The 24,816-nt window shown below is 66.6% G+C and carries 25 protein-coding genes; 2 read left to right on the forward strand and 23 right to left on the reverse strand.

Annotation, left to right across the window (positions count from 1 at the left end):
- The gene (gene hexR / locus ACTCB7_RS03345; RefSeq protein ID WP_224416123.1) at positions 1 to 888 is read right to left on the reverse strand and encodes a transcriptional regulator HexR; all 888 of its coding nucleotides are present in this window, start codon (positions 886 to 888) and stop codon (positions 1 to 3) included.
- A 202-nt stretch (positions 889 to 1,090) separates the two neighbouring features.
- On the opposite strand from hexR, the gene ACTCB7_RS03350 reads away from it, so the two are divergent.
- Entirely contained in the window at positions 1,091 to 1,291 is a 201-nt protein-coding gene (locus ACTCB7_RS03350; RefSeq protein WP_224416124.1) for a PA3496 family putative envelope integrity protein, read from the forward strand.
- 64 nt (positions 1,292 to 1,355) lie between these two features.
- On the opposite strand, the gene ACTCB7_RS03355 is transcribed toward ACTCB7_RS03350, so the two are convergent.
- Positions 1,356 to 2,717, reverse strand: a complete 1,362-nt coding sequence (locus ACTCB7_RS03355; RefSeq protein WP_224416125.1) for a sodium-dependent transporter — start codon at positions 2,715 to 2,717, stop codon at positions 1,356 to 1,358.
- Positions 2,718 to 3,208: 491 nt separating this feature from the next.
- Positions 3,209 to 4,084 (reverse strand): DUF72 domain-containing protein, encoded by an 876-nt coding sequence (locus tag ACTCB7_RS03360; protein ID WP_224416126.1) that lies wholly within the window; start codon positions 4,082 to 4,084, stop codon positions 3,209 to 3,211.
- A gap of 231 nt (positions 4,085 to 4,315) precedes the next feature.
- Here ACTCB7_RS03360 and mltA point away from each other — a divergent pair, with 231 nt between their 5' ends.
- Complete coding sequence (gene mltA / locus ACTCB7_RS03365; protein WP_224416127.1) at positions 4,316 to 5,443, forward strand: murein transglycosylase A; 1,128 nt, start codon at positions 4,316 to 4,318, stop codon at positions 5,441 to 5,443.
- 6 nt (positions 5,444 to 5,449) lie between these two features.
- Here the strand turns inward: mltA and glmS are convergent, their stop codons facing one another.
- The 20 genes from glmS to erpA all read right to left on the reverse strand — a co-directional run bounded on the left by glmS (position 5,450) and on the right by erpA (position 24,643).
- Positions 5,450 to 7,285, reverse strand: a complete 1,836-nt coding sequence (gene glmS / locus ACTCB7_RS03370; RefSeq protein ID WP_463005540.1) for a glutamine--fructose-6-phosphate transaminase (isomerizing) — start codon at positions 7,283 to 7,285, stop codon at positions 5,450 to 5,452.
- Positions 7,286 to 7,301: 16 nt separating this feature from the next.
- Positions 7,302 to 8,072, reverse strand: coding sequence for a DeoR/GlpR family DNA-binding transcription regulator (locus ACTCB7_RS03375; protein WP_463005541.1), 771 nt, complete (start codon positions 8,070 to 8,072; stop codon positions 7,302 to 7,304).
- Positions 8,073 to 8,176: 104 nt separating this feature from the next.
- Positions 8,177 to 9,538: a bifunctional UDP-N-acetylglucosamine diphosphorylase/glucosamine-1-phosphate N-acetyltransferase GlmU gene (glmU, locus tag ACTCB7_RS03380; RefSeq protein ID WP_463005542.1), complete on the reverse strand. Its 1,362-nt coding sequence runs from the start codon at positions 9,536 to 9,538 to the stop codon at positions 8,177 to 8,179.
- A gap of 153 nt (positions 9,539 to 9,691) precedes the next feature.
- Positions 9,692 to 10,120, reverse strand: coding sequence for a F0F1 ATP synthase subunit epsilon (locus ACTCB7_RS03385; RefSeq protein WP_463005543.1), 429 nt, complete (start codon positions 10,118 to 10,120; stop codon positions 9,692 to 9,694).
- Between the two features lie 26 nt (positions 10,121 to 10,146).
- Positions 10,147 to 11,523 (reverse strand): F0F1 ATP synthase subunit beta, encoded by a 1,377-nt coding sequence (atpD, locus tag ACTCB7_RS03390; protein WP_463005544.1) that lies wholly within the window; start codon positions 11,521 to 11,523, stop codon positions 10,147 to 10,149.
- Between the two features lie 51 nt (positions 11,524 to 11,574).
- Positions 11,575 to 12,450 (reverse strand): F0F1 ATP synthase subunit gamma, encoded by an 876-nt coding sequence (gene atpG / locus ACTCB7_RS03395; protein WP_463005545.1) that lies wholly within the window; start codon positions 12,448 to 12,450, stop codon positions 11,575 to 11,577.
- Between the two features lie 64 nt (positions 12,451 to 12,514).
- The gene (gene atpA / locus ACTCB7_RS03400) at positions 12,515 to 14,059 is read right to left on the reverse strand and encodes a F0F1 ATP synthase subunit alpha (protein WP_463005546.1); all 1,545 of its coding nucleotides are present in this window, start codon (positions 14,057 to 14,059) and stop codon (positions 12,515 to 12,517) included.
- 16 nt (positions 14,060 to 14,075) lie between these two features.
- Positions 14,076 to 14,615 carry a F0F1 ATP synthase subunit delta gene (locus ACTCB7_RS03405; protein ID WP_224420353.1) on the reverse strand — a complete coding sequence of 180 codons (540 nt, stop codon included), beginning with the start codon at positions 14,613 to 14,615 and terminating at the stop codon, positions 14,076 to 14,078.
- 11 nt (positions 14,616 to 14,626) lie between these two features.
- Positions 14,627 to 15,097 carry a F0F1 ATP synthase subunit B gene (locus ACTCB7_RS03410; protein WP_463005547.1) on the reverse strand — a complete coding sequence of 157 codons (471 nt, stop codon included), beginning with the start codon at positions 15,095 to 15,097 and terminating at the stop codon, positions 14,627 to 14,629.
- 65 nt (positions 15,098 to 15,162) lie between these two features.
- Positions 15,163 to 15,411: a F0F1 ATP synthase subunit C gene (gene atpE, locus ACTCB7_RS03415; protein WP_011508579.1), complete on the reverse strand. Its 249-nt coding sequence runs from the start codon at positions 15,409 to 15,411 to the stop codon at positions 15,163 to 15,165.
- Positions 15,412 to 15,462: 51 nt separating this feature from the next.
- Positions 15,463 to 16,329, reverse strand: a complete 867-nt coding sequence (atpB, locus tag ACTCB7_RS03420) for a F0F1 ATP synthase subunit A (protein WP_163648035.1) — start codon at positions 16,327 to 16,329, stop codon at positions 15,463 to 15,465.
- A 15-nt stretch (positions 16,330 to 16,344) separates the two neighbouring features.
- On the reverse strand, positions 16,345 to 16,743 hold the full coding sequence (locus ACTCB7_RS03425; RefSeq protein ID WP_463005548.1) for an ATP synthase subunit I: 399 nt from the start codon (positions 16,741 to 16,743) through the stop codon (positions 16,345 to 16,347).
- Between the two features lie 206 nt (positions 16,744 to 16,949).
- Complete coding sequence (locus ACTCB7_RS03430) at positions 16,950 to 17,870, reverse strand: ParB/RepB/Spo0J family partition protein (RefSeq protein WP_463005549.1); 921 nt, start codon at positions 17,868 to 17,870, stop codon at positions 16,950 to 16,952.
- Between the two features lie 27 nt (positions 17,871 to 17,897).
- Entirely contained in the window at positions 17,898 to 18,665 is a 768-nt protein-coding gene (locus tag ACTCB7_RS03435) for a ParA family protein (RefSeq protein WP_463005550.1), read from the reverse strand.
- 38 nt (positions 18,666 to 18,703) lie between these two features.
- Positions 18,704 to 19,330: a 16S rRNA (guanine(527)-N(7))-methyltransferase RsmG gene (rsmG, locus tag ACTCB7_RS03440; protein ID WP_463005551.1), complete on the reverse strand. Its 627-nt coding sequence runs from the start codon at positions 19,328 to 19,330 to the stop codon at positions 18,704 to 18,706.
- Positions 19,327 to 21,231 (reverse strand): tRNA uridine-5-carboxymethylaminomethyl(34) synthesis enzyme MnmG, encoded by a 1,905-nt coding sequence (gene mnmG, locus ACTCB7_RS03445; RefSeq protein ID WP_463005552.1) that lies wholly within the window; start codon positions 21,229 to 21,231, stop codon positions 19,327 to 19,329. Before mnmG ends, rsmG begins: the two co-directional genes overlap by 4 nt.
- 552 nt (positions 21,232 to 21,783) lie before the next feature.
- Positions 21,784 to 22,557, reverse strand: a complete 774-nt coding sequence (locus tag ACTCB7_RS03450) for an amino acid ABC transporter ATP-binding protein (RefSeq protein WP_163648041.1) — start codon at positions 22,555 to 22,557, stop codon at positions 21,784 to 21,786.
- A gap of 10 nt (positions 22,558 to 22,567) precedes the next feature.
- On the reverse strand, positions 22,568 to 23,239 hold the full coding sequence (locus ACTCB7_RS03455) for an amino acid ABC transporter permease (protein WP_163648042.1): 672 nt from the start codon (positions 23,237 to 23,239) through the stop codon (positions 22,568 to 22,570).
- A 113-nt stretch (positions 23,240 to 23,352) separates the two neighbouring features.
- The gene (locus ACTCB7_RS03460) at positions 23,353 to 24,120 is read right to left on the reverse strand and encodes a transporter substrate-binding domain-containing protein (protein ID WP_163648043.1); all 768 of its coding nucleotides are present in this window, start codon (positions 24,118 to 24,120) and stop codon (positions 23,353 to 23,355) included.
- A gap of 169 nt (positions 24,121 to 24,289) precedes the next feature.
- Positions 24,290 to 24,643 carry an iron-sulfur cluster insertion protein ErpA gene (gene erpA / locus ACTCB7_RS03465; RefSeq protein WP_163648044.1) on the reverse strand — a complete coding sequence of 118 codons (354 nt, stop codon included), beginning with the start codon at positions 24,641 to 24,643 and terminating at the stop codon, positions 24,290 to 24,292.
- Positions 24,644 to 24,816 lie beyond the last annotated feature (173 nt).

Genomic DNA, 24,816 nt, shown 5'->3' on the forward strand with positions numbered 1-24,816 from the left:
TCAGGACGTCGCCGGGGACTCGCTGCCGGTGCCCTCGCCCGGCTCGGGGAAGCGCAGCGGCGTGAGGCTGCGCTTGACCGCCTTCAACTGCTCGGCGAGCTTGGGCCCGCGGGTCTTGGCCACGCCCACGGCGAGCACGTCGATGATCACCAGGTGGGCGATGCGCGAGCTCATCGGCGTGTAGATCTCGGTGTCCTCGTGGACGTCGATGTACAGCGGCAGGCTGACCTCATCGGCCAGCGGCGAGCGGCTCGGGCACAGCCCGATCACCGTGGCGCCCTTCTCGCGGGCCAGGCGCACGCTGTCGACCAGCGCCCGGGTGCGCCCGGTCTGCGAGATCGCCACCACCACGTCGCCCTCCTGGAGGGTCGCCGCCGACATGTTCTGCATGTGCGGGTCGGTGTAGGCCGAGGTGGAAATCTGCAGGCGGAAGAACTTGTGCTGGGCGTCGAAGGCCACCGCGCCGGAGGCGCCGAAGCCGTAGAACTCGACCCGGTTGGCCATCGCCAGCGCGTTGACCGCGCGCCCCAGGGCGTCGTTGTCGAGCCGGTCGCGCACCGACAGCAGGGTGCCGATGGTGGAGTCGAACAGGCTGTGGGAAAACTCGGCGACGCTGTCGCTGTCGTTCATCGAGAACTGGGCGAACTGACTGCCGGCAGCCAGCATCTGCGCCAGCTGCAGCTTGAAGTCCTGGAAGCCGCTGCAGCCCAGGGCGCGACAGAAGCGCACCACGGTCGGCTCGCTGACCTTGGCCTCGGTGGCCAGGTCGACGATGCGCATGTGGATGACCTCGTCGGGATGACGCAGCACGAAGCGCGCCACCTTCTGCTCGGAGCGACGAAAGTGCTCCATGCGACGTCGCATTTCATCGAATAGGGCACGGCTCACGGTTCGCTCCTCTTGCTGAATCGGCCGGTCGTGGTAACCGGCGCGCCTGCGGGATACGCCCTCGCGGGCCATCACCGGCCAACAGTATGCCCAATCTGCGTGGAAAACGGCAGCCCGGCCCTCAATGTCACGATTTTGTCAACTGGGGTATAGTAAGAAATGACGTGTCTTTGACACCTTTGCCGTTGCAAGGAGAGTCGACATGCGCAATGAAGAACAACTGGGTGCCGTCAAGAGCGAGCTTCTCGACATCTTCATGACCATGGAAGTCACCGAGCACGAGACCCGCAAGAAGAGTGCCGCCGTCCGCTACCTGCGCGCGCGCCGGGGCATCGAGATGCACAACGAGATCAAGCGGCTCGAGCGCGACATCGCCGAATTCGAGGATGACGCCCTGCAGTAGCCCCAACGCAAACGCCCCGACCTGACGGCCGGGGCGCGGGATGCCGGGATGGGCTCGGCGGCGCTTACAGGCTGCCGATGAAGACCACGATCACCCCCAGCGGGGCGACATAGCGCGCCGCGAACCGCCACAGCGCGAAGGCGCCCTCGCCCATGCGCAGGTTCTCGTAGAGTTCCTCGCGGCCGATGCACCAGCCCACGAACAGCACCGCGGCCAGACCGGTCAGCGGCAGGATCAGCTTGCTGGTGAAGTAGTCCAGCAGCGCGAACATGGTCATGCCGTCGAACTTGGCGAACACGCCCAGCGGCGCCACGTCGGACCAGACGTTGAACGACAGCACGGTGACGATGCCCAGCGCCCAGGTAGCGGCGCCGGCCACCAGGGTCGCGCCGACACGGGACAGCGGCGTGCGCTCCTCCAGCCATTCGACGATCGGTTCGAGCAGCGAGATCGCCGAGGTCCAGGCGGCGAACACCAGCAGCACGAAGAACAGCACGCCGAACAGCCAGCCACCCGTCATGTGGCCGAACGCCAGCGGCAGGGTCTGGAAGATCAGCCCCGGGCCGGCGGCCGGGCTCAGGTCATTGGCGAAGACCACCGGGAAGATCGCCAGTCCCGCCATCAGCGCGATCACGGTATCCATCACCACGACGATGAGGGCGCTGCGCCCGATGTTGACGTCCTGCGGCAGGTAGGAACCGTAGGCGATCATGATCCCCATGCCCAGGCTCAGGGTGAAGAAGGCATGGCCCAGTGCGGCCAGCACCCCGTCCTTGGACAGCTTGGAGAAGTCCGGCGTGAACAGGTAGGCCACGCCCTCGGCGAAGGCGCCGGAGGTCGCGGCATAGCCGACCAGCACCACCAGCAGTACCACCAGCGCCGGCATCAGCAGCTTGGTGGCCCGCTCCAGGCCGCCGGTCACGCCGCCCAGTACCACACCGATGGTCAGCAGCATGAACAGGCTGTGCCAGAGCAGCAGTCGCGTGGGATCGGCCAGCAGACCGCTGAACATGTCGCCCACCGCCGTGCTGTCCAGACCGGCGAAGGCATTGCTCGCGCCGAGCTCGATGTAGGCCAGCCCCCAGCCGCCGATCACGCTGTAGAACGACAGGATCAGGTAGGCGCCGAGGATGCCGAACACCCCGATCAGCACCCAGGCGGGACTACGCTTGAAGCGCCGGGTCAACAGCGACATCGAGGCGATCGGGTTGCGCTGGCCGAGACGGCCGATCAGCCATTCCGACATCAGGATGGGCACGCCCACCAGCGCGATGCAGACCAGGTAGATGAGCACGAAGGCACCGCCCCCGCTCTCGCCGGTCATGTAGGGAAACTTCCAGATATTGCCAAGGCCGACAGACGACCCTACCGCGGCGAGGATGAAGGCCAGCCGGGATGACCATTGGGCATGAGATTGCTTCGACATAATGCACCCTGAGTGTACGTGTCATCATCGATCGATCGGATGCGATGACGCCTTGTCCTTGTTGTGCCACGTCCCGCGCAGCGTGGATCGCACGCTGCCTGCCAGGGCATGACAGGATCCTCGCAACCCGTTCGGGCGCGGGACGCCGGGCACAGCAACGAATCGACACGATCGTGCGGGTGAATAGCGGACTATCTGACACCGGGGATCGAAGGGCACGACTCGGAGCACTTGCCTGTCGTCGCGCGGAGCCGAGTGTGGCGGGTTGCCTCAACCGCCAGCAGGATCACTGCCGCGAGACAGCCGGCACACCGCGCCGCCGGGTGTAGCGACGCAGCGTGCCGGCTGCCGTCAACAAGCCGTGGCGGACGAGGCATGCCGGTCGGACACGCCTTGCTCGCCATCGGGCCATCGCGCCATGGGGCGCAAGGGCGACAAAACTAGCCGATGATGAGCCACTTGACCAGCCCCGTCTTCCGCCCGGCGCCCATTCAGAACAGCGTGGCCTGACGCTCGCCGGGAAAGGCCGCCAGCAGCGGCAGGTCCAGTGCCTCGCCCAGCGCCGTGTAGAGCGTTCGCGCCAGGGCCGGCGCCTGGCGATTGTCCGGGGTATGCACAAACAGGAAAGGGGTTTTCCCCTGTTTTATCCACAGGGAAAGGCGCTCGACCCAGGGCGCGAAATACCGCCGATTGAGCGCCGTGTCAAGATGGCCGATGAAGCGCACGATGGGGCGCTCTCCCGTGGAAAGCACGTGTAATGGGAGCCGGGGCTTTTCGGACTGGGCGGTACGCAGCCGCGGGTCGTCGCCGGTGGGCGTGGCGAACAACGGCCGCACGTCGAGCATCACCCGGTCCACGTTGTGAGTTATCAACAGGCGGTTGAGACGCTGCTCGGCGCTGCCCTTGTGGAAAAATTCACGGGCACGGACCTCGACGCTGCAGGGCACGCCCGCCGGCCAGCGCGCGAGCAGGCGTTCCAGCGCCGGCAGTTCCGCGGCACCGAAGTCGCGTGGCAGCTGGATCATCACCGGCCCCAGGCGCGGGCCCAGCGGCGCCAGGCCGTCGAGAAAGGTCTCCAGGTCGGCGTCGATCCCGGTCAGGCGTCGTTCATGGGTCAGCGCCGCCGGCAGCTTGAAGTAGAAGCGGAACGTCGGCGGTGATCGCCGGGCCCAGGCCGCTACCGTCTCGGCGCGCGGGGTGCCGCTGTAGAAGGTGGTGTTGCCCTCGACGCTGGAGAACACCCGGGCATAGTCGGTCAGGAAGTCCTCGGAGGCCGCCTGCCGTGGGTAGAGACCACCGCGCCAGTCGGCATTGGCCCACATCGGCAGTCCCAGATGCAGCCGCGGCCCGCTGTGTCGGTCGCTCATGACACCCTCGCGAATCAGGATCCAGCGCGCAGGATACGCCATCGCCGCCCCGCCCGTCCGGGCGTCTTTTTCCTTGGCAAGGCCATTGCTGCCATCGGAGCCAAAGGCGCTGGAATCGGCATCGGCTGCCGCGCCGCGACTCATCCCCTATAATCGAGCCAGCCGGCCGCGTGCCCTGCCGGGTTGGCAGACACTTTCACTTTCCCTCTTCACGGATGCGAGGTAACCCGCGTGATCGTCGAGCTCCCCTGGCCTCCCGCTGCCCGCGGTGTGCGTTCCCTGATTCTCGTGCTGCTGCTCGCCCTGCTGGCCGCCTGCAGCAGCCAGGCCCCGCAGCCGACCGAGCCGCCCTCGCCGGTGGAACAGCAGCTCACGCGGCAGATGCACCCCATGGACTGGCAGGATCTGCCCGGCTGGCGTCAGGAAAACGCCGTCGCCGCCCTGGGCGCCTTCCGCCAGAGCTGTCGGCGCCTTGCCCGACGCGACGGCTGGGCGGCGGTCTGCCGCGACGCCGAGGCCCTCGACCCGCTCGACAGCGAGGCCATCCGCGACTTCTTCGAACGCCGCTTCGCCCCCTACCTGATGGTCAACGCCGACGGCTCGACCACCGGGCTGATCACCGGCTACTACGAACCGCTGCTGCATGGTTCGCGCCGGCGTCACGGCCCCTATCAGACACCGCTCTACCGCCTGCCCGACGCCTGGCGGAGTGATCCCGACGCTCAGCGGCCGAGTCGCGCGGCCCTGCGCAAGAGCGGCCGGCTCGCAGGTCAGGAACTGGTCTGGGTCGACGATCCCATCGAGGCCGCCTACCTGCAGATCCAGGGCTCCGGGCGCATCGAGCTGGCCGAGGGCGGCACCCTGCACGTGGGCTACGCCGGCACCAACAACCAGCCCTTCCGCTCCTTCGCCCGGGCGCTGATCGACCGCGGCGCCATCACCCCCGGCGAGGCCACCCTCGACGGCATCCGCGCCTGGGCCCGGCGTCATCCGGACAGGGTGCAGGCCGCGCTGGACGTCAATCCGCGGGTGGTGTTCTTCCAACCTCGCGAGTCCGACCCGCGTGCCGGCGCCGACGGCCCGGTCGGTGCACTCGGCGTGCCGCTCACCTCGCGGCGCAGCCTGGCGGTCGACCCCTCGCGCATTCCGCTGGGCGCGCCGGTGTTCCTGGCCACCACGCGGCCGCTGTCCAACACGCCACTGCAGCAACTGATGGTCGCCCAGGATACCGGCAGCGCGATCACCGGCGCGGTGCGCGCCGACTTCTTCTGGGGGCATGGCGACCAGGCGGGGGAGCTGGCCGGGCGCATGAAGCAGCCCGGCCAGCTGTGGGTGCTGATGCCGCGCCAGCGGCGCTGAGGCCGCCTATTCGACGGTCACCGACTTGGCCAGGTTGCGGGGCTGGTCGACGTCGGTGCCCTTGAGCACGGCCACGTGATAGGACAGCAGCTGCAGCGGCAGGGTATAGAGCAGCGGCGCCAGGGCCTCATCGACCGGTGGCAGGCGCAGCACGTGCACGCCCTCGGTATCTTCCAGGCGCACGCTCTCGTCGGCGAACACGAACAGCTCGCCGCCGCGGGCACGGACTTCCTGCAGGTTGGACTTGAGCTTCTCCAGCAGCTCGTCGTTGGGCGCCACCGAGATCACCGGCATCTCGCTGTCGACCAGCGCCAGCGGGCCGTGCTTGAGCTCGCCCGCCGGGTAGGCCTCGGCATGGATGTAGGAGATCTCCTTGAGCTTGAGCGCCCCCTCCAGGGCGATCGGGTAGTGCGCCCCCCGGCCCAGGAACAGGGCGTGCTGCTTCTCGGCGAAGGCCATCGACAGCGCCTCGATGGCGGCATCCAGGCCGAGCACCTGGCGCACGCCCCCCGGCAGCGCGTGCAGGGCCTGGACGATGCGCGCCTCCTCGGCGGCATCCAGGCCGTGGCGACGACCCAGCGACAGGGTGAGCAGCATCAGCGCCACCAGCTGGGTGGTGAAGGCCTTGGTCGAGGCCACACCGATCTCCGGCCCGGCCTGGGTCATCAGCGCCAGGTCCGACTCGCGCACCAGCGAGCTGCCCGGCACGTTGCAGATCGCCAGGCTGCCCAGGTAGCCGCGTTCGCGGGCGAAGCGCAGCGCCGCCAGGGTGTCGGCGGTCTCGCCCGACTGCGACAGGGTGACGAACAGGGTATCCTCGGGCACCACCACCCGGCGGTAGCGGTACTCGGAGGCGACCTCCACCTGGGTGGGCAGCCCGGCGTACTTTTCCAGCCAGTAGCGCGCCACCAGTCCGGCGTGATAGCTGGTGCCGCAGGCCACGATGTGCACCTGGCGGGCTCGTGACAGCAGCGCCTCGGCCTGGGGGCCGAAGCTTTCCGCCAGCACCCGTCGCTCGCTCAGCCGTCCCTCGAGGGTGGCGGCGATGACCTGCGGCTGCTCGTAGATTTCCTTGAGCATGAAGTGGCGATAGCCGTCCTTGGAGGCGGCGCCGTCGCCATGCTCGTAGGTCTGCACGCCGCGTTCCTGACGCTCGCCGGCACGATCGAAGACCTCGGGGGGCTCGCCCTGGGACAGGCGCACCACGTCGCCTTCCTGCAGGTAGATGAAGCGGTCGGTGACCGGCAGCAGCGCCAGCGGGTCGGAGGCCAGGAAGGTTTCCTCGATGCCCACGCCGACCACCAGCGGGCTGCCCTTGCGGGCGCCGATCAGGGTCTCGGGCTCGCCACGATGCAGCACGGCCAGCGCATAGGCGCCCTCGAGCAGCGCCACCGCCTGCTGAACGGCGGTCAGCAGGTCCTGGCTGCGATTGAACTCGCGGGCCAGCAGGTGGGCGACCACCTCGGTGTCGGTCTCGGAGGTGAACACGTAGCCCTGACCTTCCAGCTCGGCCTTGAGCGCCTCGTGATTCTCGATGATGCCGTTGTGCACCACCGCCAGGCTCTCGCCGGACTGGTGCGGATGGGCGTTGTGCTCGCTGGGCCGGCCATGGGTCGCCCAGCGGGTATGGGCGATACCCACCTGCCCGCTCAGCGGCGACTCGGCGAGGCAGGCTTCCAGCGCCGCGACCTTGCCCATCGCCCGCTGGCGGTTCAGGCGGGCATCCTCGGAGAGCACCGCCATGCCCGCCGAGTCGTACCCCCGGTATTCAAGCCGTCTCAGCCCCTCGAGCAGGATCTCCTGAACGGGGCGCCGGGCCACGGCACCGACGATTCCACACATGCTGGCCTCCTTGTCTTCACTCGCTCACGGCGACACGGATGACGGCGACATCGTGAGCCTCGAGACGCTCGCGGGTGGCGTCGTCCATGCCGTCGTCGGTAATCAGGGTATGAATGCGCGCCCAGGGCAGCTCCAGGTTGGGGATGCGCCGCCCGACCTTGTCGGATTCCGCCAGCACCACCACTTCACGGGCGACCTCGGCCATCACCCGCGAGAGGCCGATCAGCTCATTGTAGGTAGTGGTGCCCCGTTCGAGATCGATGCCGTCGGCGCCGATGAACAGCTGGTCGAAGTCGTAGCAGCGCAGTACCTGCTCGGCGACCCGGCCCTGGAAGGATTCGGAGTGCGGGTCCCAGGTTCCGCCGGTCATCAGGATCACCGGCTCGGGCTCCAGCTCACGCAGCGCGTTGGCCACCGACAGGGCGTTGGTCATCACCACCAGCCCCTCGTGGCCGCCGAGCTCGGGAATCATCGCCGAGGTGGTGGTGCCGCTGTCGATGATCAGGCGGTTGTGGGCGCGGATGCGCTCGCCGGCGGCCCGGGCGATGGCCCGCTTGGCGACGGACGGCGTCGCCGCGGGCTCGGCGAGCATCTCCTGGGGCAGCGGCGCGGCACCGCCGAAGCGGCGCAGCAGCAGGCCCCCCTTCTCGAGGGTGGCCAGATCCTTGCGCACCGTGACCTCGGAGGTGGCGAAATGGCGGGCCAGACTGTCAACGCTGGTCTCGCCGTGATCATTGACGTAGGCGAGGATGGCATGGCGCCGCTGCAGGGTATCGCGCTTGGGCATTTTTCTGTCGAAACGAAAGCTGTTTCTTTCAACTCGAAAGATAATGCGCCCATCAAACGCCAATCGCCGGCCCGCGTCAAGCCACCGAGAGCATCACGACGGACTCAGTCGTCCCTGGTCGGCCGTTGCCAGTCGTCGCGCTGGGTCTGGCGAGCGCGGGCCACCGCCAGCGTCCCGGCGTCGACATTGCGGCTGATCGTCGAGCCGGCGCCGATGGTGGCTCCCGCCCCCACCGTGACCGGGGCCACCAGGGCGGTGTTGGAGCCGATGAAGGCGGCGTCGCCGATCTCGGTGCGGTGCTTGCGGGCACCATCGTAGTTGCAGGTGATGGTGCCGGCGCCGACGTTGACGTCGCGGCCCAGCTCGGCATCGCCCACGTAGCTCAGGTGGTTGATCTTGCTGCCCTCGCCGACCCGGGCGTTCTTGGTCTCGACGAAGTTGCCCACCTTCGCCCCCGAGGCCAGGTGCGTGCCGGGGCGCAGCCGCGCGAAGGGCCCGACCTGGCCGGCCCCCGCCAGCACGGCCCCCTCCAGCACACTGTGCGCCGCGATGCGCGAGTCCGCGCCGATGCGCGAGTCGCGGATCACGCAGTAGGGGCCGACCGTCACCCCGTCGGCCAGCTCGACCTCGCCCTCGAACACGCAGCCCACGTCGATGAACACGTCGCGCCCGCAGGTCAGCCGGCCGCGGACGTCGAGCCGCGCCGGATCGGCCAGCGCCACGCCGGCGGTCATCAGCGCCTCGGCCTGGCCCAGCTGGTAGGCGCGCTCGAGACGGGCCAGCTGGGCCCGGTTGTTGACGCCCTCGACCTCCACCGGAGTCGCGGGCTGGGCCGTGGCGATGGTCAGGCGCTCCTCGGCGGCCATGGCGATGACGTCGGTCAGGTAGTACTCGCCCTGGGCATTGTCGGCGGAGAGCCGCGGCAGCCAGCGCCGCAGCTGGTCGGCGGTCATCGCCATGATGCCGGTGTTGCACTCGCGGATTCCGCGCTCGGCCTCGGAGGCATCCTTGTGCTCGACGATCGCCACCGCCCGGCCCTCGGCATCGCGCTTGATGCGGCCGTAACCGGCGGGGTCGTCCAGGGTCACGGTCAACAGCCCCAGGCGATCGTCCGCCACCTCGGCGAGCAGCGCCTCGAGGGTCTCGCGGCGAATCAGCGGCACGTCGCCGTAGAGGATCAGCACCTTGCCGTCGCCGAGCGCCTCCAGCGCCTGCGCCACGGCATGGCCGGTGCCCTTCTGCTCGGCCTGGACGACGAAGCTCGCCCGGGTGTCGGCGAGCGTCTCGCGCACCGCCTCGCCGCCGTGGCCGATCACCACGTGCAGCCGCTCGGGGCCCAGGCTGTCGGCGGTATCCAGCACATGGCGCACCATGGGTCGGCCCGCCAGGGCATGCAGGACCTTGGGGCGCGCCGAGCGCATTCGCGTTCCCTGGCCGGCCGCCAGGATCACCACGTCGAGAGACATCCTCACTCCTTGTTCGCTTGTCGCGTGACCGACGCCAGTTTACGAGGCTCCCGGTCACGGCTCCATGACGGCCGCCGTGTTTCCTGACGGCCGGACACGAAAACGCCCCATGGAGTCGGGCTCCATGGGGCGTGATTACCGCCGACGTCGGGATCAGCGCTTGCCGCTGGCCCGTCGCAGCTGGTCGAGCGTGCGCAGCTTGGCCACCGCTTCGGCGAGCTCGGCTGCGGCCCGGGAGTAGTCCAGGTCCGACTTCTGCTCGTTGAGCTCGCGCTGGGCCTCCTTGCGCGCCGACTCGGCCTCGGCCTCGTCGAGATCGCGGGCCCGCACCGCGCTGTCGGCGAGCACCGACACCAGATCGGGCTGCACCTCGAGGAAGCCGCCGTTGACGTAGTAGACCTGCTCGTCGCCGCTCTCGCCCAGCACGCGCAGCGGACCCGGCTTGAGCTCGGTCAACAGCGGCGTGTGGCCGGCCATGATGCCCAGATCGCCCATCATGCCGGCGGCGACGAGCTGGTTGACCTCGCCGGAGAAGATCGACTGCTCGGCGCTGACGATCTCGCAATGGAAGCTTTTCGCCATACCTTAGGTCCTCTTGCGTGGACGGCTTACTTCATCTTGTTGGCTTTCTCGACAGCCTCGTCGATGGTGCCGACCATGTAGAAAGCCTGCTCCGGCAGCTCGTCGTAGTCGCCGTCGAGGATGCCCTGGAAGCCGCGGATGGTCTCCTTGAGCGGCACGTACTTGCCGGGCGCGCCGGTGAAGACCTCGGCGACGAAGAACGGCTGCGACAGGAAGCGCTGGATCTTGCGCGCCCGGTTGACGGACAGCTTGTCCTCGTCGGACAGCTCGTCCATGCCCAGGATGGCGATGATGTCCTTGAGTTCCTTGTAGCGCTGCAGCACGCCCTGCACGCCGCGGGCGACGTTGTAGTGCTCCTCGCCGACCACCAGCGGGTCGAGCTGACGCGAGGTGGAGTCCAGCGGGTCGATCGCCGGGTAGATACCCAGTTCGGCGATGGAGCGCGCCAGTACCACGGTGGCGTCCAGGTGGGCGAAGGTGGTCGCCGGGGACGGGTCGGTCAGGTCGTCCGCGGGCACGTAGACGGCCTGCACGGAGGTGATCGAGCCGGTCTTGGTGGAGGTGATGCGCTCCTGCAGCACACCCATCTCCTCGGCCAGGGTCGGCTGGTAGCCCACCGCGGAGGGCATGCGGCCCAGCAGTGCGGAGACCTCGGTGCCGGCCAGGGTGTAGCGGTAGATGTTGTCGACGAACAGCAGCACGTCGCGGCCTTCATCGCGGAACTTCTCGGCGATGGTCAGGCCGGTCAGCGCCACGCGCAGGCGGTTGCCCGGCGGCTCGTTCATCTGGCCGTAGACCAGCGAGACCTTGTCGAGGACGTTGGACTCCTGCATCTCGTAGTAGAAGTCGTTGCCCTCGCGGGTGCGCTCGCCGACCCCGGCGAACACCGAGTAACCGCTATGCTCGGTGGCGATGTTGCGGATCAGCTCCATCATGTTGACGGTCTTGCCCACGCCGGCGCCGCCGAACAGGCCGACCTTGCCGCCCTTGGCGAACGGGCAGACCAGGTCGATGACCTTGATGCCGGTCTCCAGCAGCTCGCTGGATGCCGCCTGATCGGCGTAGCTCGGCGCCTTGCGGTGGATCGGCATGCGCTCTTCCTCGCCGATCTCGCCGGCCTCGTCGATGGGCTCGCCGAGCACGTTCATGATGCGGCCCAGGGTCTCCTTGCCGACCGGCACGGAGATGGGCGCCTTGCTGTTTTCCACGGCCATGCCGCGCTTGAGGCCCTCGGTGGAGCCCATGGCGATGGCACGTACCACGCCGTCGCCCAGCTGCTGCTGGACCTCGAGAATGGTCCCCGGCTCGGAGACCGTCAGCGCGTCGTAGACCTTGGGGACGTCGTCCCGCGGAAACTCTACGTCAATCACCGCGCCGATGATTTGTACGATACGTCCGCTCATCTTGGATCCTCTTAAACCTGCAAATGAAACCTGCTGCGTTTCACCGGCGCGTCACACCGCGGCGGCGCCACTCACGATCTCGGAAATTTCCTGGGTAATGGCCGCCTGGCGGGCCTTGTTGTACACCAGTTGCAATTCGTCGATCAGGTTGCCGGCGTTGTCGGTCGCGTTCTTCATCGCGATCATGCGCGCCGCCTGTTCGCAGGCTGCATTCTCGACCACCGCCTGATAGACCTGCGACTCGACATAGCGCTTGAGCAGCTTGTCGAGCAGGGCCTGGGCGTCCGGCTCATACAGGTAGTCCCAGCTGTCGGGACGGGGTTGTTCGTCGTCGTCGTCCTCGTCGGACGTGACCAGCGGTACCAGCTGGCGCACGGTCGGCTTCTGGGTCATGGTGTTGACGAATTCGTTGGACACCACGTAGAGCCGATCCAGCGTACCGTCGTCGAAGGCATCGAGCATGACCTTGACGCTGCCGATCAGATCCTTGGCCTCGGGGGCCTCGCCGAGCCCGCTCTTGGCCGCAAGCAGGTTGCCGCCGTACTTGCGGAAGAACGTGCCGGCCTTGCTCCCGATGGCGACGAAATCGGTTTCGACGCCCTTGTCACGCCACGCCTTCGCATCCTTGACCACGGCCTTGAACAGGTTGACGTTCAGGCCGCCGGCCAGACCGCGGTCACTGGAGACGACGATATAGCCGACCCGCTTGACCTCGCGGTCGAGGGTGTAGGGATGGCGGTACTCGGGATTGGCCTTGGCGACATGGCCCACGACCTTGCGGATCTGCTTGGCATACGGCTGGCTGGCCTGCATCCGCTCCTGCGCCTTACGCATCTTCGACGCAGCGACCATTTCCATGGCGCTGGTGATCTTCTGCGTATTCTTGATACTGCCGATCTGAGTCTTGATCTCTTTTGCGGCTGCCATAGCGATCTACCTTATTCGTGGCCCCTCGGGGAATCGCAGGCCCGGCCAGGCCGGGCCCGGGGGATTACCAGGTTTGAGTAGCCTTGAATTTCTCGACGCCGGCCTTGAGACCCTGCTTGATCTCGTCGCTGTAGTCGCCGGTCTGGTTGATCTTGTCGAGCAGCTCGCCGTGTTCGGCCTTCATGTAGTCGTGCAGCGCGCTTTCGAAGTCCAGCACCTTGCTGACCTCGACGTCGTCGAGGAAGCCCTCATTGGCCGCGAACAGCGTCAGGGCCATCTCGGCCACGGACATCGGCGCGTACTGGGTCTGCTTCATCAGCTCGGTGACCCGCTGGCCGTGCTCGAGCTGCTTGCGGGTCGCTTCGTCCAGATCGGAGGCGAACTGCGAGAACGCCGCCAGCTCGCGATACTGGGCCAGGGCGAGACGCACGCCGCCACCCAGCTTCTTGATGATCTTGGTCTGGGCCGAGCCACCCACGCGCGACACCGACAGACCGGCGTTGATCGCCGGACGAATGCCGGAGTTGAAAAGGCCGGTCTCGAGGAAGATCTGACCGTCGGTGATCGAGATCACGTTGGTCGGCACGAACGCCGAGACGTCGCCACCCTGGGTCTCGATGATCGGCAGCGCGGTCAGCGAGCCGGTCTGGCCCTTCACTTCGCCGTCGGTGAACTTCTCGACGTAGTCGGCGTTGACGCGTGCGGCACGCTCGAGCAGGCGCGAGTGCAGGTAGAAGACATCACCCGGATAGGCTTCACGGCCCGGCGGACGACGCAGCAGCAGGGAAATCTGGCGATACGCCCAGGCCTGCTTGGTGAGGTCGTCGTAGACGATCAGGGCGTCCTGACCGCGGTCGCGGAAGTACTCGCCCATCGAGCAGCCGGCATAGGGGGCCAGGAACTGCATGGCGGCCGGATCGGCGGCGCCGGCGGCGACGACGATGGTGTGCTCCATCGCGCCATGTTCCTCGAGCTTGCGCACCACGCTGGCGATGGTCGACTGCTTCTGACCTACCGCGACGTAGATACAGGTAACGCCCTTGCCCTTCTGGTTGATGATGGTGTCCACCGCGATGGCGGACTTGCCGATCTGGCGGTCGCCGATGATCAGCTCACGCTGACCGCGGCCGATCGGCACCATAGCGTCGATGGACTTGAGGCCGGTCTGGATCGGCTGGTCGACGCCCTGACGGGTGATGACGCCCGGCGCGACCTTCTCGACCGCGTCGGTCAGCTCGGTGCCCAGTTCGCCCTTGCCGTCGATGGGGTTGCCCAGGGCGTCGACCACGCGGCCGACCAGCTCGGGGCCCACCGGCACCTCGAGGATGCGGCCGGTGCACTGGGCGGTCATGCCTTCCTCGAGCTGCTGGTAGTCGCCCAGCACCACGGCGCCGACGCTGTCACGCTCGAGGTTGAGGACCATGCCGAAGACGTGGCCCGGGAATTCGATCATCTCGCCGAACATCGCGTCCGCCAGCCCGTGAATTTTCACGATGCCGTCGGACACGCTGACGATGGTGCCCTGATTACGGGCTTCGGAGGCGACATCCAGCTTTTCGATGCGCTGCTTGATGATGTCGCTGATCTCGGAAGGATTCAGTTGCTGCATGCCATGTCCCTCAAGCTCAGACGGAGAGTGTGTCGCGCAGACGGGCCAGTCGGTTGCGCACCGAACCGTCGATGACGGTGTCGCCGGCACGCAGGATGACGCCGCCCATCAGGGCACGGTCCACCTGAGTGGTAATGGAGATTTCGCGGTTCAGGCGCTTGGCCAGGGCACTCGCGAGCGTGTCTTGCTGAGCGGCGTCGAGCGGGAACGCGGAGACGATGGTCACCTCCAGGCGCTTCTCCTGCTCGGCCTTCAGCTGCTCGAACTGCTCGGCAATGTCCGGCAGCGCCGCCAGGCGGTGGCTCTGGCCCAGGGTCCGCAGGAAGTTACGGACTTCCTCGCTGAACGCCTCGCCGCCGACATCGAGCACGATGTCGGCCTTCTCGGCGCCGGACAACCGGGGGTTGTCCAGCACCCGCGAGCGCATGGCGTCATCGGCAATCACGCCGGCCGCCAGTGTCAGCATTTCGGACCAGGCCTCGAGCGCCCCCTGGGTGTGCGCGAACTCGAACGCCGCCTTGGCGTAAGGTCGAGCGACGGTAGACGTTTCAGCCATGGGTCACCTCCTCAAAGCTCGGCGGCGAGCTTGTCGACGAGCTCGCGATGTTTAGCCTCGTCGATGGAGGATTCCAGGATACGCTCCGCACCTTCGACAGCGAGTCGCGACACCTGCGAACGCAGCTCTTCCTTCGCGCGATTGATTTCCTGCTCGATCTCGGAACGGGCCGCGGTAATCATCCGCTCGCCCTCGAGACGGGCATTCTCGCGCGCTTCCTCGATCATCTGGTTCGACCGCTTGTGGGCCTGCTCTAGGATCTCGGCCGCCTGCTCCTTGCTCTCGCGCAACGTCTCGTTGGCCTGCTCCTGGGCCAGTTCGAGGTCACGGGTGGCACGGCTGGCAGCGTCCAGGCCATCGGCAATCTTCTTCTGACGTTCCTGCAGCGCCTGCATGACCGGAGGCCATACATACTTCATGCAGAACCAGACGAAGACCGCGAAGGCTATGGCCTGACCGATCAGGGTAAGGTTCAGATTCACGCCAGCACCTCTCGCTTCACAGGTTTGTGGTCAGAGTCCCGGTTGGTCTTGCGACCCACCGTGATTCAACCCACAAACGGGTTGGCGAAGGTGAAGAACAGCGCGATACCCACACCGATCATGGTCACGGCGTCCAGCAGGCCGGCGACGATGAACATCTTCACCTGCAGCTGCGGGATCATCTCCGGCTGACGCGCGGCGCCTTCGAGGAACTTGCCACCCAGGATGCCGAAGCCGATGGCGGTACCCAGGGCGCCCAGGCCGATCAGCAGGGAAACGGCGATAGCGGTCATGCCCAGAACTTGTGCTTCCATGATGTACTCCAGTTTTCAGTCAAGTGGTTTAGCGGGTTAAGGGTTGACGGTTCAATGCTCTTCGGTCGCCATGCTCAGGTAGACGATCGTCAGCATCATGAAGATGAACGCCTGCAGCGTAACGATCAGGATGTGGAAGACCGCCCAGGAGAAATGCAGCGGCAACTGCCACAGCCCGATCATCGCGATCAGGATGAAGATCAACTCGCCGGCATACATGTTGCCGAACAGACGAAGGGCGAGCGACACCGGCTTGGCCAGCAGGGTCACCACCTCGAGGATGAAGTTGATCGGAATCAGGATGACCTGGAACAGCTTGTTGGAGGAGCTGAACGGATGCAGCGTCAATTCCCCAATGAAGCCGGAAAGCCCCTTGTGACGAATGGAGTAGATGATGATCAGGGCAAAGACCGACAGTGACATGCCGAGCGTGGCATTGACGTCGGTGGTGGGCACGACCTTGAAGTAGACGTGCGCGGGATCGGCACCGAACATGACGCCGATCTTCTGCGCCAGCATCGGCAGCAGGTCGACGGGCACCAGATCCATGAGGTTCATCAGGAAGATCCAGCAGAAGATCGTCAGCGACAGCGGCGCGATCAGCCGGCTCTTGCCGTGGAAGGTTTCCTTCACCGAGTTGTCGACGAACTCGACCATCATCTCGACGAAGTTCTGCAGACCATGGGGGACGCCGGTGGTCGCGGCCTTGGCGGCCTTGCGGAAGAGCCACAGGAACAGCACGCCCAGGCCGATCGACCAGGCCATGGTGTCCAGGTGGATCGCCCAGAAGCCCATTTCGGCGGCCTCCTCGGCGGAGTGAGCCATCGCCCAGCCGTGGTCGGGATGATACCCGAAGGTCAGGTTCTGCAGATGGTGCTGGATGTACGCCGTCGGCGTCAGATTGTTGCCTGCTGCCATTGCACTGCCTCGATGTCAGGTGTACGACGGGCGCTTCAGCAGCCAGGGCCCCAGCCACTGCGTCGCCAACGTCGCCACGTAAGCGCCAAAGAAGAAAGCGGGGTTTGACGGGGGCACTGCAATGAACACCAAGGTGAACAATGCCGCCGTCAAACCGAACTTGCCGGCTTCGGCTCGATAGAAACTCTTAACGATGTCCCTGGCATATCGCGCTCCCTGATAACGGAAGGCACGCCAGGCAAAGTAGACGCCGGGCACCGCGGCGACCAGGCCGCCGAGCAGTGCCGAGCCGGCGGCGGCCGTTCCGCCGACGCCTGCGCCGACCACCGCGGCCAGCAGCACCATGGCTGCCTGCGCCGCCAGCAGGCGCGTGAACTCGGGTCGTTTGATCTGGGCCGGACTCGGAGCAGGCATAAAATCTCGGGTGTTCGTCGGCAATGTCCACAGGAATTGTCGTTGACTGAGCGCCCCCAGCGCCGGACCTCGGCGGATTATAGGGAAGCCGGGGGTACCCTTCAACCGAACCTGCGGCGAATTTCCACGAAGTGGAATCGGACTACGACCAAAGCGCAACGAACGTCGGGAAAACCATTTATCTGGCTAACTATCGACCCGGACGCTCAGCGTATGTGCCCGAGAATCCCGTCCAGCTCTTCGAGGCTGCCGTAGTGAATGGTCACTCTCCCCTTGCCGCTCTGACCGTGACGGATCTTCACCGCGGCGCCGAGCAGGTCACCGAGCTGGGTCTCGAGCCGCGCCACGTCCGCGGACGGCGCGGCGGCGGGCCTGGCGGCGGCGGGCTTGCCGGCCTGAAGCGTCTTCACCAGCGCCTCGGTCTGACGCACGGTAAGGTCGCGATCGACCACGTCATGAGCCGCCTTGCGTTGTTTTGTCGCAGGCAGCACCAGCAGCGCCCGGGCGTGCCCCACGTCCAGATCGCCGCGCTCGAGCAGGGTCTGCACTTCCGGGTCGAGCGCCAGCAGACGCAGCAGGTTGGCCACCTGGGCCCGCGACTTGCCCACCGCGTCGGCCACCTGCTGCTGGGTCAGCTCGAACTCGTCGAGCAGCCGCTTCAGGGCCAGGGCCTCCTCGACGGGATTGAGGTTCTCGCGCTGGATGTTCTCGATCAGCGCCAGCGCCAGGGCGCCCTGGTCGCTGACGTTGCGCACCACGGCCGGAATCACGTCGAGTTCGGCGAGCTGGGCCGCCCGCCAGCGCCGCTCGCCGGCGATGATCTCGTAGCGGTCCTCGCCGATCGGCCGCACCACGATCGGCTGCATGACCCCCTGGCTGCGGATCGAGTCGGCGAGCTCCTCCAGCGCCTCGGGCTGGATATCGCGGCGGGGCTGATAGCGGCCGCGGCTCAGCTGACCGAGCGGCAGGCGGGCCAGGCGCGCCTCGTCATCGTCGGGCACGTCCGGTGAGGGCGCTTCGGCGACCGGCGCATCGAGGGTGACATCGGCATCCAGCAGGTCACGGCGGCGGGCACCGGCGCCGATCAGGGCATCCAGGCCGCGGCCCAGGGCACGTTTACGGGTCATGGGCAATCCTTGGGGCGTTTCCCGGGGTCATAGCGACAAACGACGGATCAGTTCCTTGGCCAGCACCCGATGGGCCTGGCTGCCTCGCGAGAAGCGGGCGTACTTGGTGACCGGCAGGCCGTGGCTCGGCGCTTCGGCGACCCGCACGTTGCGCGGGATGGCGGCCTTGAGCAGGGTATCGCCGAAGTAGTCGCGCAGCTGCTTGGTGACGTCGCGGGTCAGGCTGTTGCGGTTGTCGAACATGGTGCGCACGATGCCGAAGAGTTGCAGCGAGGGATTCACGCTGCCCTGGATCTGTTCGACGGTGTCGAGCAGGGCGGACAACCCCTCGAGGGCATAGAACTCGCACTGCAGGGGGATCAGGATGCCGTCGGCGGCGGTCAGGCCGTTGACGGTGAGCATGTTGAGCGACGGCGGGCAGTCGATGAGTACCACGTCGTACTCGCCGGCGACGCCCTTGATCGCCTCGTGCAGGCAGCGTTCACGGCCGTCGCGGTCGAGCAGGTCGACCTCGGCGGCGGTCAGGTCACCGTTGCCGGGAAGCAGGGCGTAGCCAGCCTCGGGGCAGTCGAGAATCACCGACTCGGCGGGCTTTTCACCGAGCAGCACGTCGAGCACGCTGCCGTCCAGTTCATGCTTGTCGACCCCGCTGCCCATGGTGGCATGCCCCTGCGGGTCGAGGTCGACGAGCAGCACGCGGCGTTCCAGTGCCGCGAGACAGGCCGCCAGGTTGACCGCGGTCGTGGTCTTGCCGACGCCGCCCTTCTGGTTGGTCAAGGCGATGATCTTGGTCACGAAAGGCTCCCTTGTCGACGTGGTGTGCCGGCCGGCGGTCAGGTTCGGGCCAGCCGCAGCAGATAGCGGGTGGCATCATCTCCGGGGACGTCGAGGATACGCCGCTCGACGAGTTGCACACCGTCCGGCACCTCGGCCAGCTCCTCCTCGCAGGCCTGGCCCTTCATCGCCAGCCACTCGCCGCGTGAGGCCAGCAGCGGTTCACTCAGGCCGATGAAGTCGCCGAGGCTGGCGAAGGCCCGTGATACCACCTGATCGAACGGTGGCGCCTCGAAGCGCTCGACACGGGCCTGTACCGGTTCGACGTTGGTCAGCCCGAGCTCCATCACCGCCTGACGCTGGAAGCGGACCTTCTTGCCATTGCTGTCGAGCAGCGTCACCGTCAACCGCGGGTCGAGAATCGCCAGCACCAGCCCGGGAAAGCCCGGGCCCGAGCCGATATCCAGCACCCGCGGGCCGGTCATCGCCGGGAGGATCGAGGCACTGTCGAGCAGATGCCGCGTCACCATGGCCTCGGGCGAGCGTACCGCGGTGAGGTTATAAGCCCGGTTCCACTTGTGCAACAGCCTCAGCAGTGCCAGCAACTGCTCCCGCGCCCGGGCATCGACGCTGATGCCCAGATCCGCCAGTCCCGCGTTGAGGCGCCGCTCACACTCGGGCGTCATGTGTTCACCGCCCGGGCATCGTCGACCAGGCGGCGCTTCTTGAGATGGATCAGCAGGATCGACACCGCCGCCGGGGTGACGCCGGAGATGCGTCCGGCCTGGGCCAGGGTCTCGGGACGCGCCGCGGCGAGCTTGTCGCGAATCTCGTTGGACAGCCCCTCGACCCGGGCGTAGTCGAGATCCGCGGGCAGCGGTGTGGCCTCGTGGCGCTTGAGCTTGTCGATCTCGGCCTGCTGGCGGTCGATGTAGCCCTGGTACTTGGCCTGGATCTGTACCTGCTCGGCCACCGTCTCGTCATCGACGCCCTGGCCCTCGATGCCGTCGAGGCCGACGAGATCGGCGTAGCCGAGCTCCGGGCGCTTGAGCAGCTCGAGGAGGCTGTACTCGCGGTTGAGCGGCTTGGGCAGCCGGGCGTTGAGCTGCTCGGCCGCCGCCGAGCGGGGCTGCACCCAGGTGGCGGCGAGCCGTGCCTGTTCGGCCTCGATCGCCTCGCGCTTGGTGCTGAACGCGGCCCAGCGTGCGTCGTCCACCAGGCCCAGGCGGCGCCCGGTCTCGGTGAGGCGCAGGTCGGCGTTGTCCTCGCGCAGCAGCAGCCGGTATTCGGCACGGGAGGTGAACATCCGGTAGGGCTCCTGGGTGCCCAGGGTGATCAGGTCGTCGACCAGCACACCGATGTAGGCCTCGTCGCGCCGCGGGCACCAGGCATCCTCGCCCCGCACCCGCAGGGCGGCGTTGAGCCCGGCCAGCAGGCCCTGGGCGCCGGCTTCCTCGTAGCCGGTGGTGCCGTTGATCTGCCCGGCGAAGAACAGGTTGTGGATAAACTTGGTCTCCAGCGAGTGCTTCAGATCCCGCGGATCGAAGAAGTCGTACTCGATGGCGTAGCCCGGCCGGGTGATGTGGGCGTTCTCGAGCCCCTTGATCGAGCGCACCACCTGCAGCTGCACGTCGAAGGGCAGCGAGGTGGAGATGCCGTTGGGGTAGAGCTCGTGGGTCTCCAGCCCCTCCGGCTCGATGAAGATCTGGTGGCTGGCCTTGTCGGCGAAACGGTGGACCTTGTCCTCGATCGACGGGCAGTAGCGCGGGCCGACGCCACCGATCACGCCGGAGTACATCGGTGAGCGATCGAGATTGGCGAAGATGATCTCGTGGGTACGCTCGTTGGTATGCGCGATGCGGCAGCTTACCTGCCGCGGGTGCATGTCCCGCGAGCCGAGATAGGACATCACCGGGGTCGGCGTGTCGCCGGGTTGTTCCTCGAGCTGGCTGAAATCCAGGCTCTTGGCATCGAGCCGCGGCGGGGTGCCGGTCTTGAGCCGATCGACGCGGAACGGCAAGGCACGCAGTCGCTGGGCGAGGGCATTGGCAGGGGGATCGCCGGCCCGGCCGCCGGTGTGATTGTCCAGGCCGATGTGGATAACCCCGCCGAGGAAGGTGCCGGTGCACAGCACCACGGTGTCGGCGTGAAAGCGGATGCCGGTCTGGGTGACGGCGCCCTTGACGGTGTCGCCGTCGACGATCAGGTCATCCACACCCTGCTGGAATAGCGTCAGGTTGGGCTGGTTCTCCAGCATGCCGCGAATCGCGGCCTTGTAACGCACGCGGTCGGCCTGGGCGCGGGTGGCGCGGACGGCCGGCCCCTTGCGGGCGTTGAGCACCCGGAACTGGATACCGGCATGGTCCGTCGCCAGCCCCATGGCACCGCCCAGGGCGTCGATCTCCTTGACCAGGTGGCTCTTGCCGATGCCACCGATCGCCGGATTGCAGGACATCTGTCCCAGGGTCTCGATGTTATGTGTCAGCAACAGGGTCTGACAGCCCATGCGGGCAGCGGCCAGTGCGGCTTCCGTTCCCGCATGGCCACCGCCGATGACGATGACGTCAAAGCGGTTGGGATAATCCACGGATACCTCGACTTGCGCGCCGGGCGCGCGACTTCAGGGCAAGTATCAACAAGCCGCCCAGTATAACGTCCCTGTGGGTAACCGTCAGGGGTTTTCCACATCCGGGCCTCGCAGAGTCGTCGACCGTCGTGTCTTAAAGAAACAATATAAAAAGAGAAAGAAGTTCTGTTGTGGTAGTGATTATTGGTGTGGACATTTTCTGTGGATAAGACTGACTTTTCGTTCGATGTCAGTCTCCTGAAATGTTGACGATGCATTGCAAAAAAGGTAGACGGCCTGCGGAGTTCCGGTTCGGGAGCTGTGGATGAAAAGGACGTTCATCCACAGGTGCACGCATCCCCGACTTGTCCACCGGCTTGTACCGGCGCAGTGCGTGTAGCGATCAACAGTGGGGCTTGTTGCCTGACAGGCCGCGCATGACGCGGGCTTCACGGGAGAAAGCGTGGATACGCCGAGAAACTTGTCCACAGGGGCAAATCGGGGCTGGGGAAGGAATCCGGGAAGGGGAGAATGGAAGAAAGACACCCCTCGCGGTCGGCGAGGGGCGGAGGGTTAGTGCTTGAGTACGCGGGCGAGGAAGGATTGGGTGCGCTCGTGTTCGGGGCTGTCGAAGACCGTCTCGGGCGGGCCTTCCTCGACGATGCGCCCCTTGTGGACGAAGATCACCCGGTCGGCGACCTCGCGGGCGAAGCCCATCTCGTGGGTGACGATCATCATGGTCATGCCGTCGTTGGCGAGCTCGCGCATGGCGTCGAGCACCTCGCCGATCATCTCCGGGTCGAGTGCCGAGGTCGGCTCGTCGAAGAGCATCAGGCGCGGTTCCATGGCCAGTGCCCGGGCCAGCGCGACACGCTGCTGCTGGCCACCGGAAAGCTGACCCGGGTACTTGTCGGCCTGGTCGGCGATGCCGACCCGCTCGAGCAGCCGGTCGGCGATCTGCACGGCCTGGTCACGGCTCAGGCCGCGAACCTTGATCGGCGCGAGGGTGACGTTGTCACGCACCGAGAGATGCGGAAACAGGTTGAACTGCTGGAAGACCATGCCCACCTCGGTGCGGATGGTCTGCAGCGAACGCCCGCTCTTGCCGTGCGGCAGTAGCTCGTTGCCGTCCACCGTGATGTGACCGCTCTGGAACTCCTCGAGGCCGTTGACGCAGCGGATCAGCGTCGACTTGCCCGAACCGCTGGCACCGATGATTACCACCACCTCGCCGGGGGCGACCTCGAGGTCGATGTCCTGCATCACGTGCAGGCTGCCGAAGTACTTGTTGACCTTGTCCAGGCGCACAATGGGCTGGACGGTCTCGCTGTGGGGCTTGTCGTTCATGGCGTTGTCCTCACTGACCGACCAGGCCACGGCGCTCGAGCAGGCGCAGGGCGAAGGAAAGACTCAGGGTGATCGCCAGATAGAGCATGGCGACCATGAAGTACACCTCGAGGGCGGTGAAGGTCGTGGCGATGTAGATCTGGCCCTGGCGAACCAGCTCGCCGACACCGATCACCGAGAACAGCGAGGTGTCCTTGATGCTGACGATGCCCTGGTTGCCCAGCGCCGGGATCATGCGGCGCAGCGCCTGGGGCCAGATGACGTAGCGGAAGGCCTGGGCGCGGGACAGTCCCAGCGACAGCGCGGCCTCGCGCTGGCCCTTCTCGATCGACTGCACGCCGCCGCGCACGATCTCGGAGATGTAGGCACCGGCGTTCAGGGCAATGGCGGCGATACCCGCGGTGACCGCGTCGATGGGCCCGCCGATGATCTGCGGCAGGCCGTAGAAGATGAACAGGACCTGGACGAGCACCGGCGTGCCGCGGAAGATCTCGATGTAGGCCACGGCCGGCCAGCGCAGCAGCCACAGCGGGCTGATGCGCAGCAGACCGAAGACGATGCCGATGACGAAGCCGATGGCGAGCCCGCCGAACGAGATGATCAGGGTCCAGGGGATGCCGTCGAGCAGGTAGGGAATGGAGGCGATGGCCGCCTGCCAGTCGAACTGGAAGTTGACGTCCACGTCGGGTTCTCCGGCGCGACCCGTCCGCCGTCGGCGGGTCGCGAATCAGGGTTAGGAACGCGACGGGGCCGGGCGTTGCGGCCACCCGGCCCCGAAGATTGCGGTCGTGATGCTTACTGGCTGTCGGGCATCTCGCCGAACCATTTCTTGTAGATGTCGGCGTAGGTGCCGTCCTTCTTCATCGCGGCGAGCGCCTTGTTGGCGGGCTCGACCCACTTGCTGCCGGAGGTGAAGGCGATGCCGTACTGCTGACCCTCGTAGAGCGGCCCGACCACCTGGGCGCGGCCCTCGCCCTTGGTCTTGGCGAAGTAGCCGACGTTGGGCGCGTCGTAGAACACGGCGTCGACGCTGCCGCCCATCAGCGCCAGGTACATGTCGGCGCTGCCCGGATAGGGCTTGATCTCGGCCTTGTCGCCGAGGTGCTTCTGCAGGTAGTCGTAGCTGGTCGAGCCGATCTTGGTGCCGATGCGCTTGCCTTCCAGATCGCTCAGCTCCTTGACGCTGTCGTCGCCGGCGGAGACCAGGATGCGCAGGCCGCTGTCGTAGTAGGGATCGCTGAAGTCGACGATCTTCTCGCGCTCGTCGGTGATGGTGATGCCGGCGATGGCCAGGTCGGCGTTGCCGGTCTGCACGGCAGGGATGATGCCGTTGAAGTCCATGGTGCGCAGGTTGATGTCGAACCCGGCGCGGTCGGCGACTTCGCGCAGGATGTCCATGTCGAAGCCGATCATCTCGCCGCTGTCCTTGTCCATCATCTCGAACGGCACGAAGCTCGGGTCGGTGACGGCATTGACGGTTTCGGCCTGGCTGACCGCGGACAGCCCGAGACCCAGCGTGAGCGCGGAGGCCAGCGACAACGATTTCAGGAGCGATTGGTTCATGGAGTTCCCCGGTTGGAATATTATTTACGGAACACCTTGTTACCTTGGCGAGTTCCGGGTAGGGCGTCAAGCGCCGCTGCGCGGTGTCGCGGCCCGTACCGGGAGCGGCCACGATGGAACACAATGGAAGATGCGGGGAAGGACGTGAGCAGTGGGTGCTTGCACCCACTTACACCATGAACGAGGCGCCACAGCCGCAGGTGGAGGTGGCGTTGGGGTTGCGGATCACGAACCGCGCGCCGGCCAGACCTTCCTCGAAGTCGACCGTGGAGCCGACCAGGTACTGATACGACAGGGGGTCCACCAGCATGCCGACGCCGTCGACCTCGATCAGGGTATCGTCCTCGGCGGCCTCCTGGGCGACGTCGAAACCGTACTGGAAGCCGGAGCATCCGCCGCCGGTGACATAGACGCGCAGCTTGAGTTGAGGGTTGCCCTCGTCGGCGGCCAGGGCCTGAATACGGCGCGCGGCCGCTTCGGTGAGCAGCAAGGGCGTGGGGGCGAAGGTAGCGGCACCGCTCATCAGCGCTCTCCGTGGAATCGGTGAATAGTCAGGGAGGATTATCCCCAATCCCCAGCAAAAGGGTCAACTTTAGCGTGACGGCGTCGGGCGTCTGTCTTGAGTCGACCAGTGCCTGTGCGGGTATGATAGGCGGAGTCTTGCCGGGCGGCGCGCCTGCGTGTCGTCCTCCCATT

The organism is Modicisalibacter sp. (genome assembly GCF_055145905.1).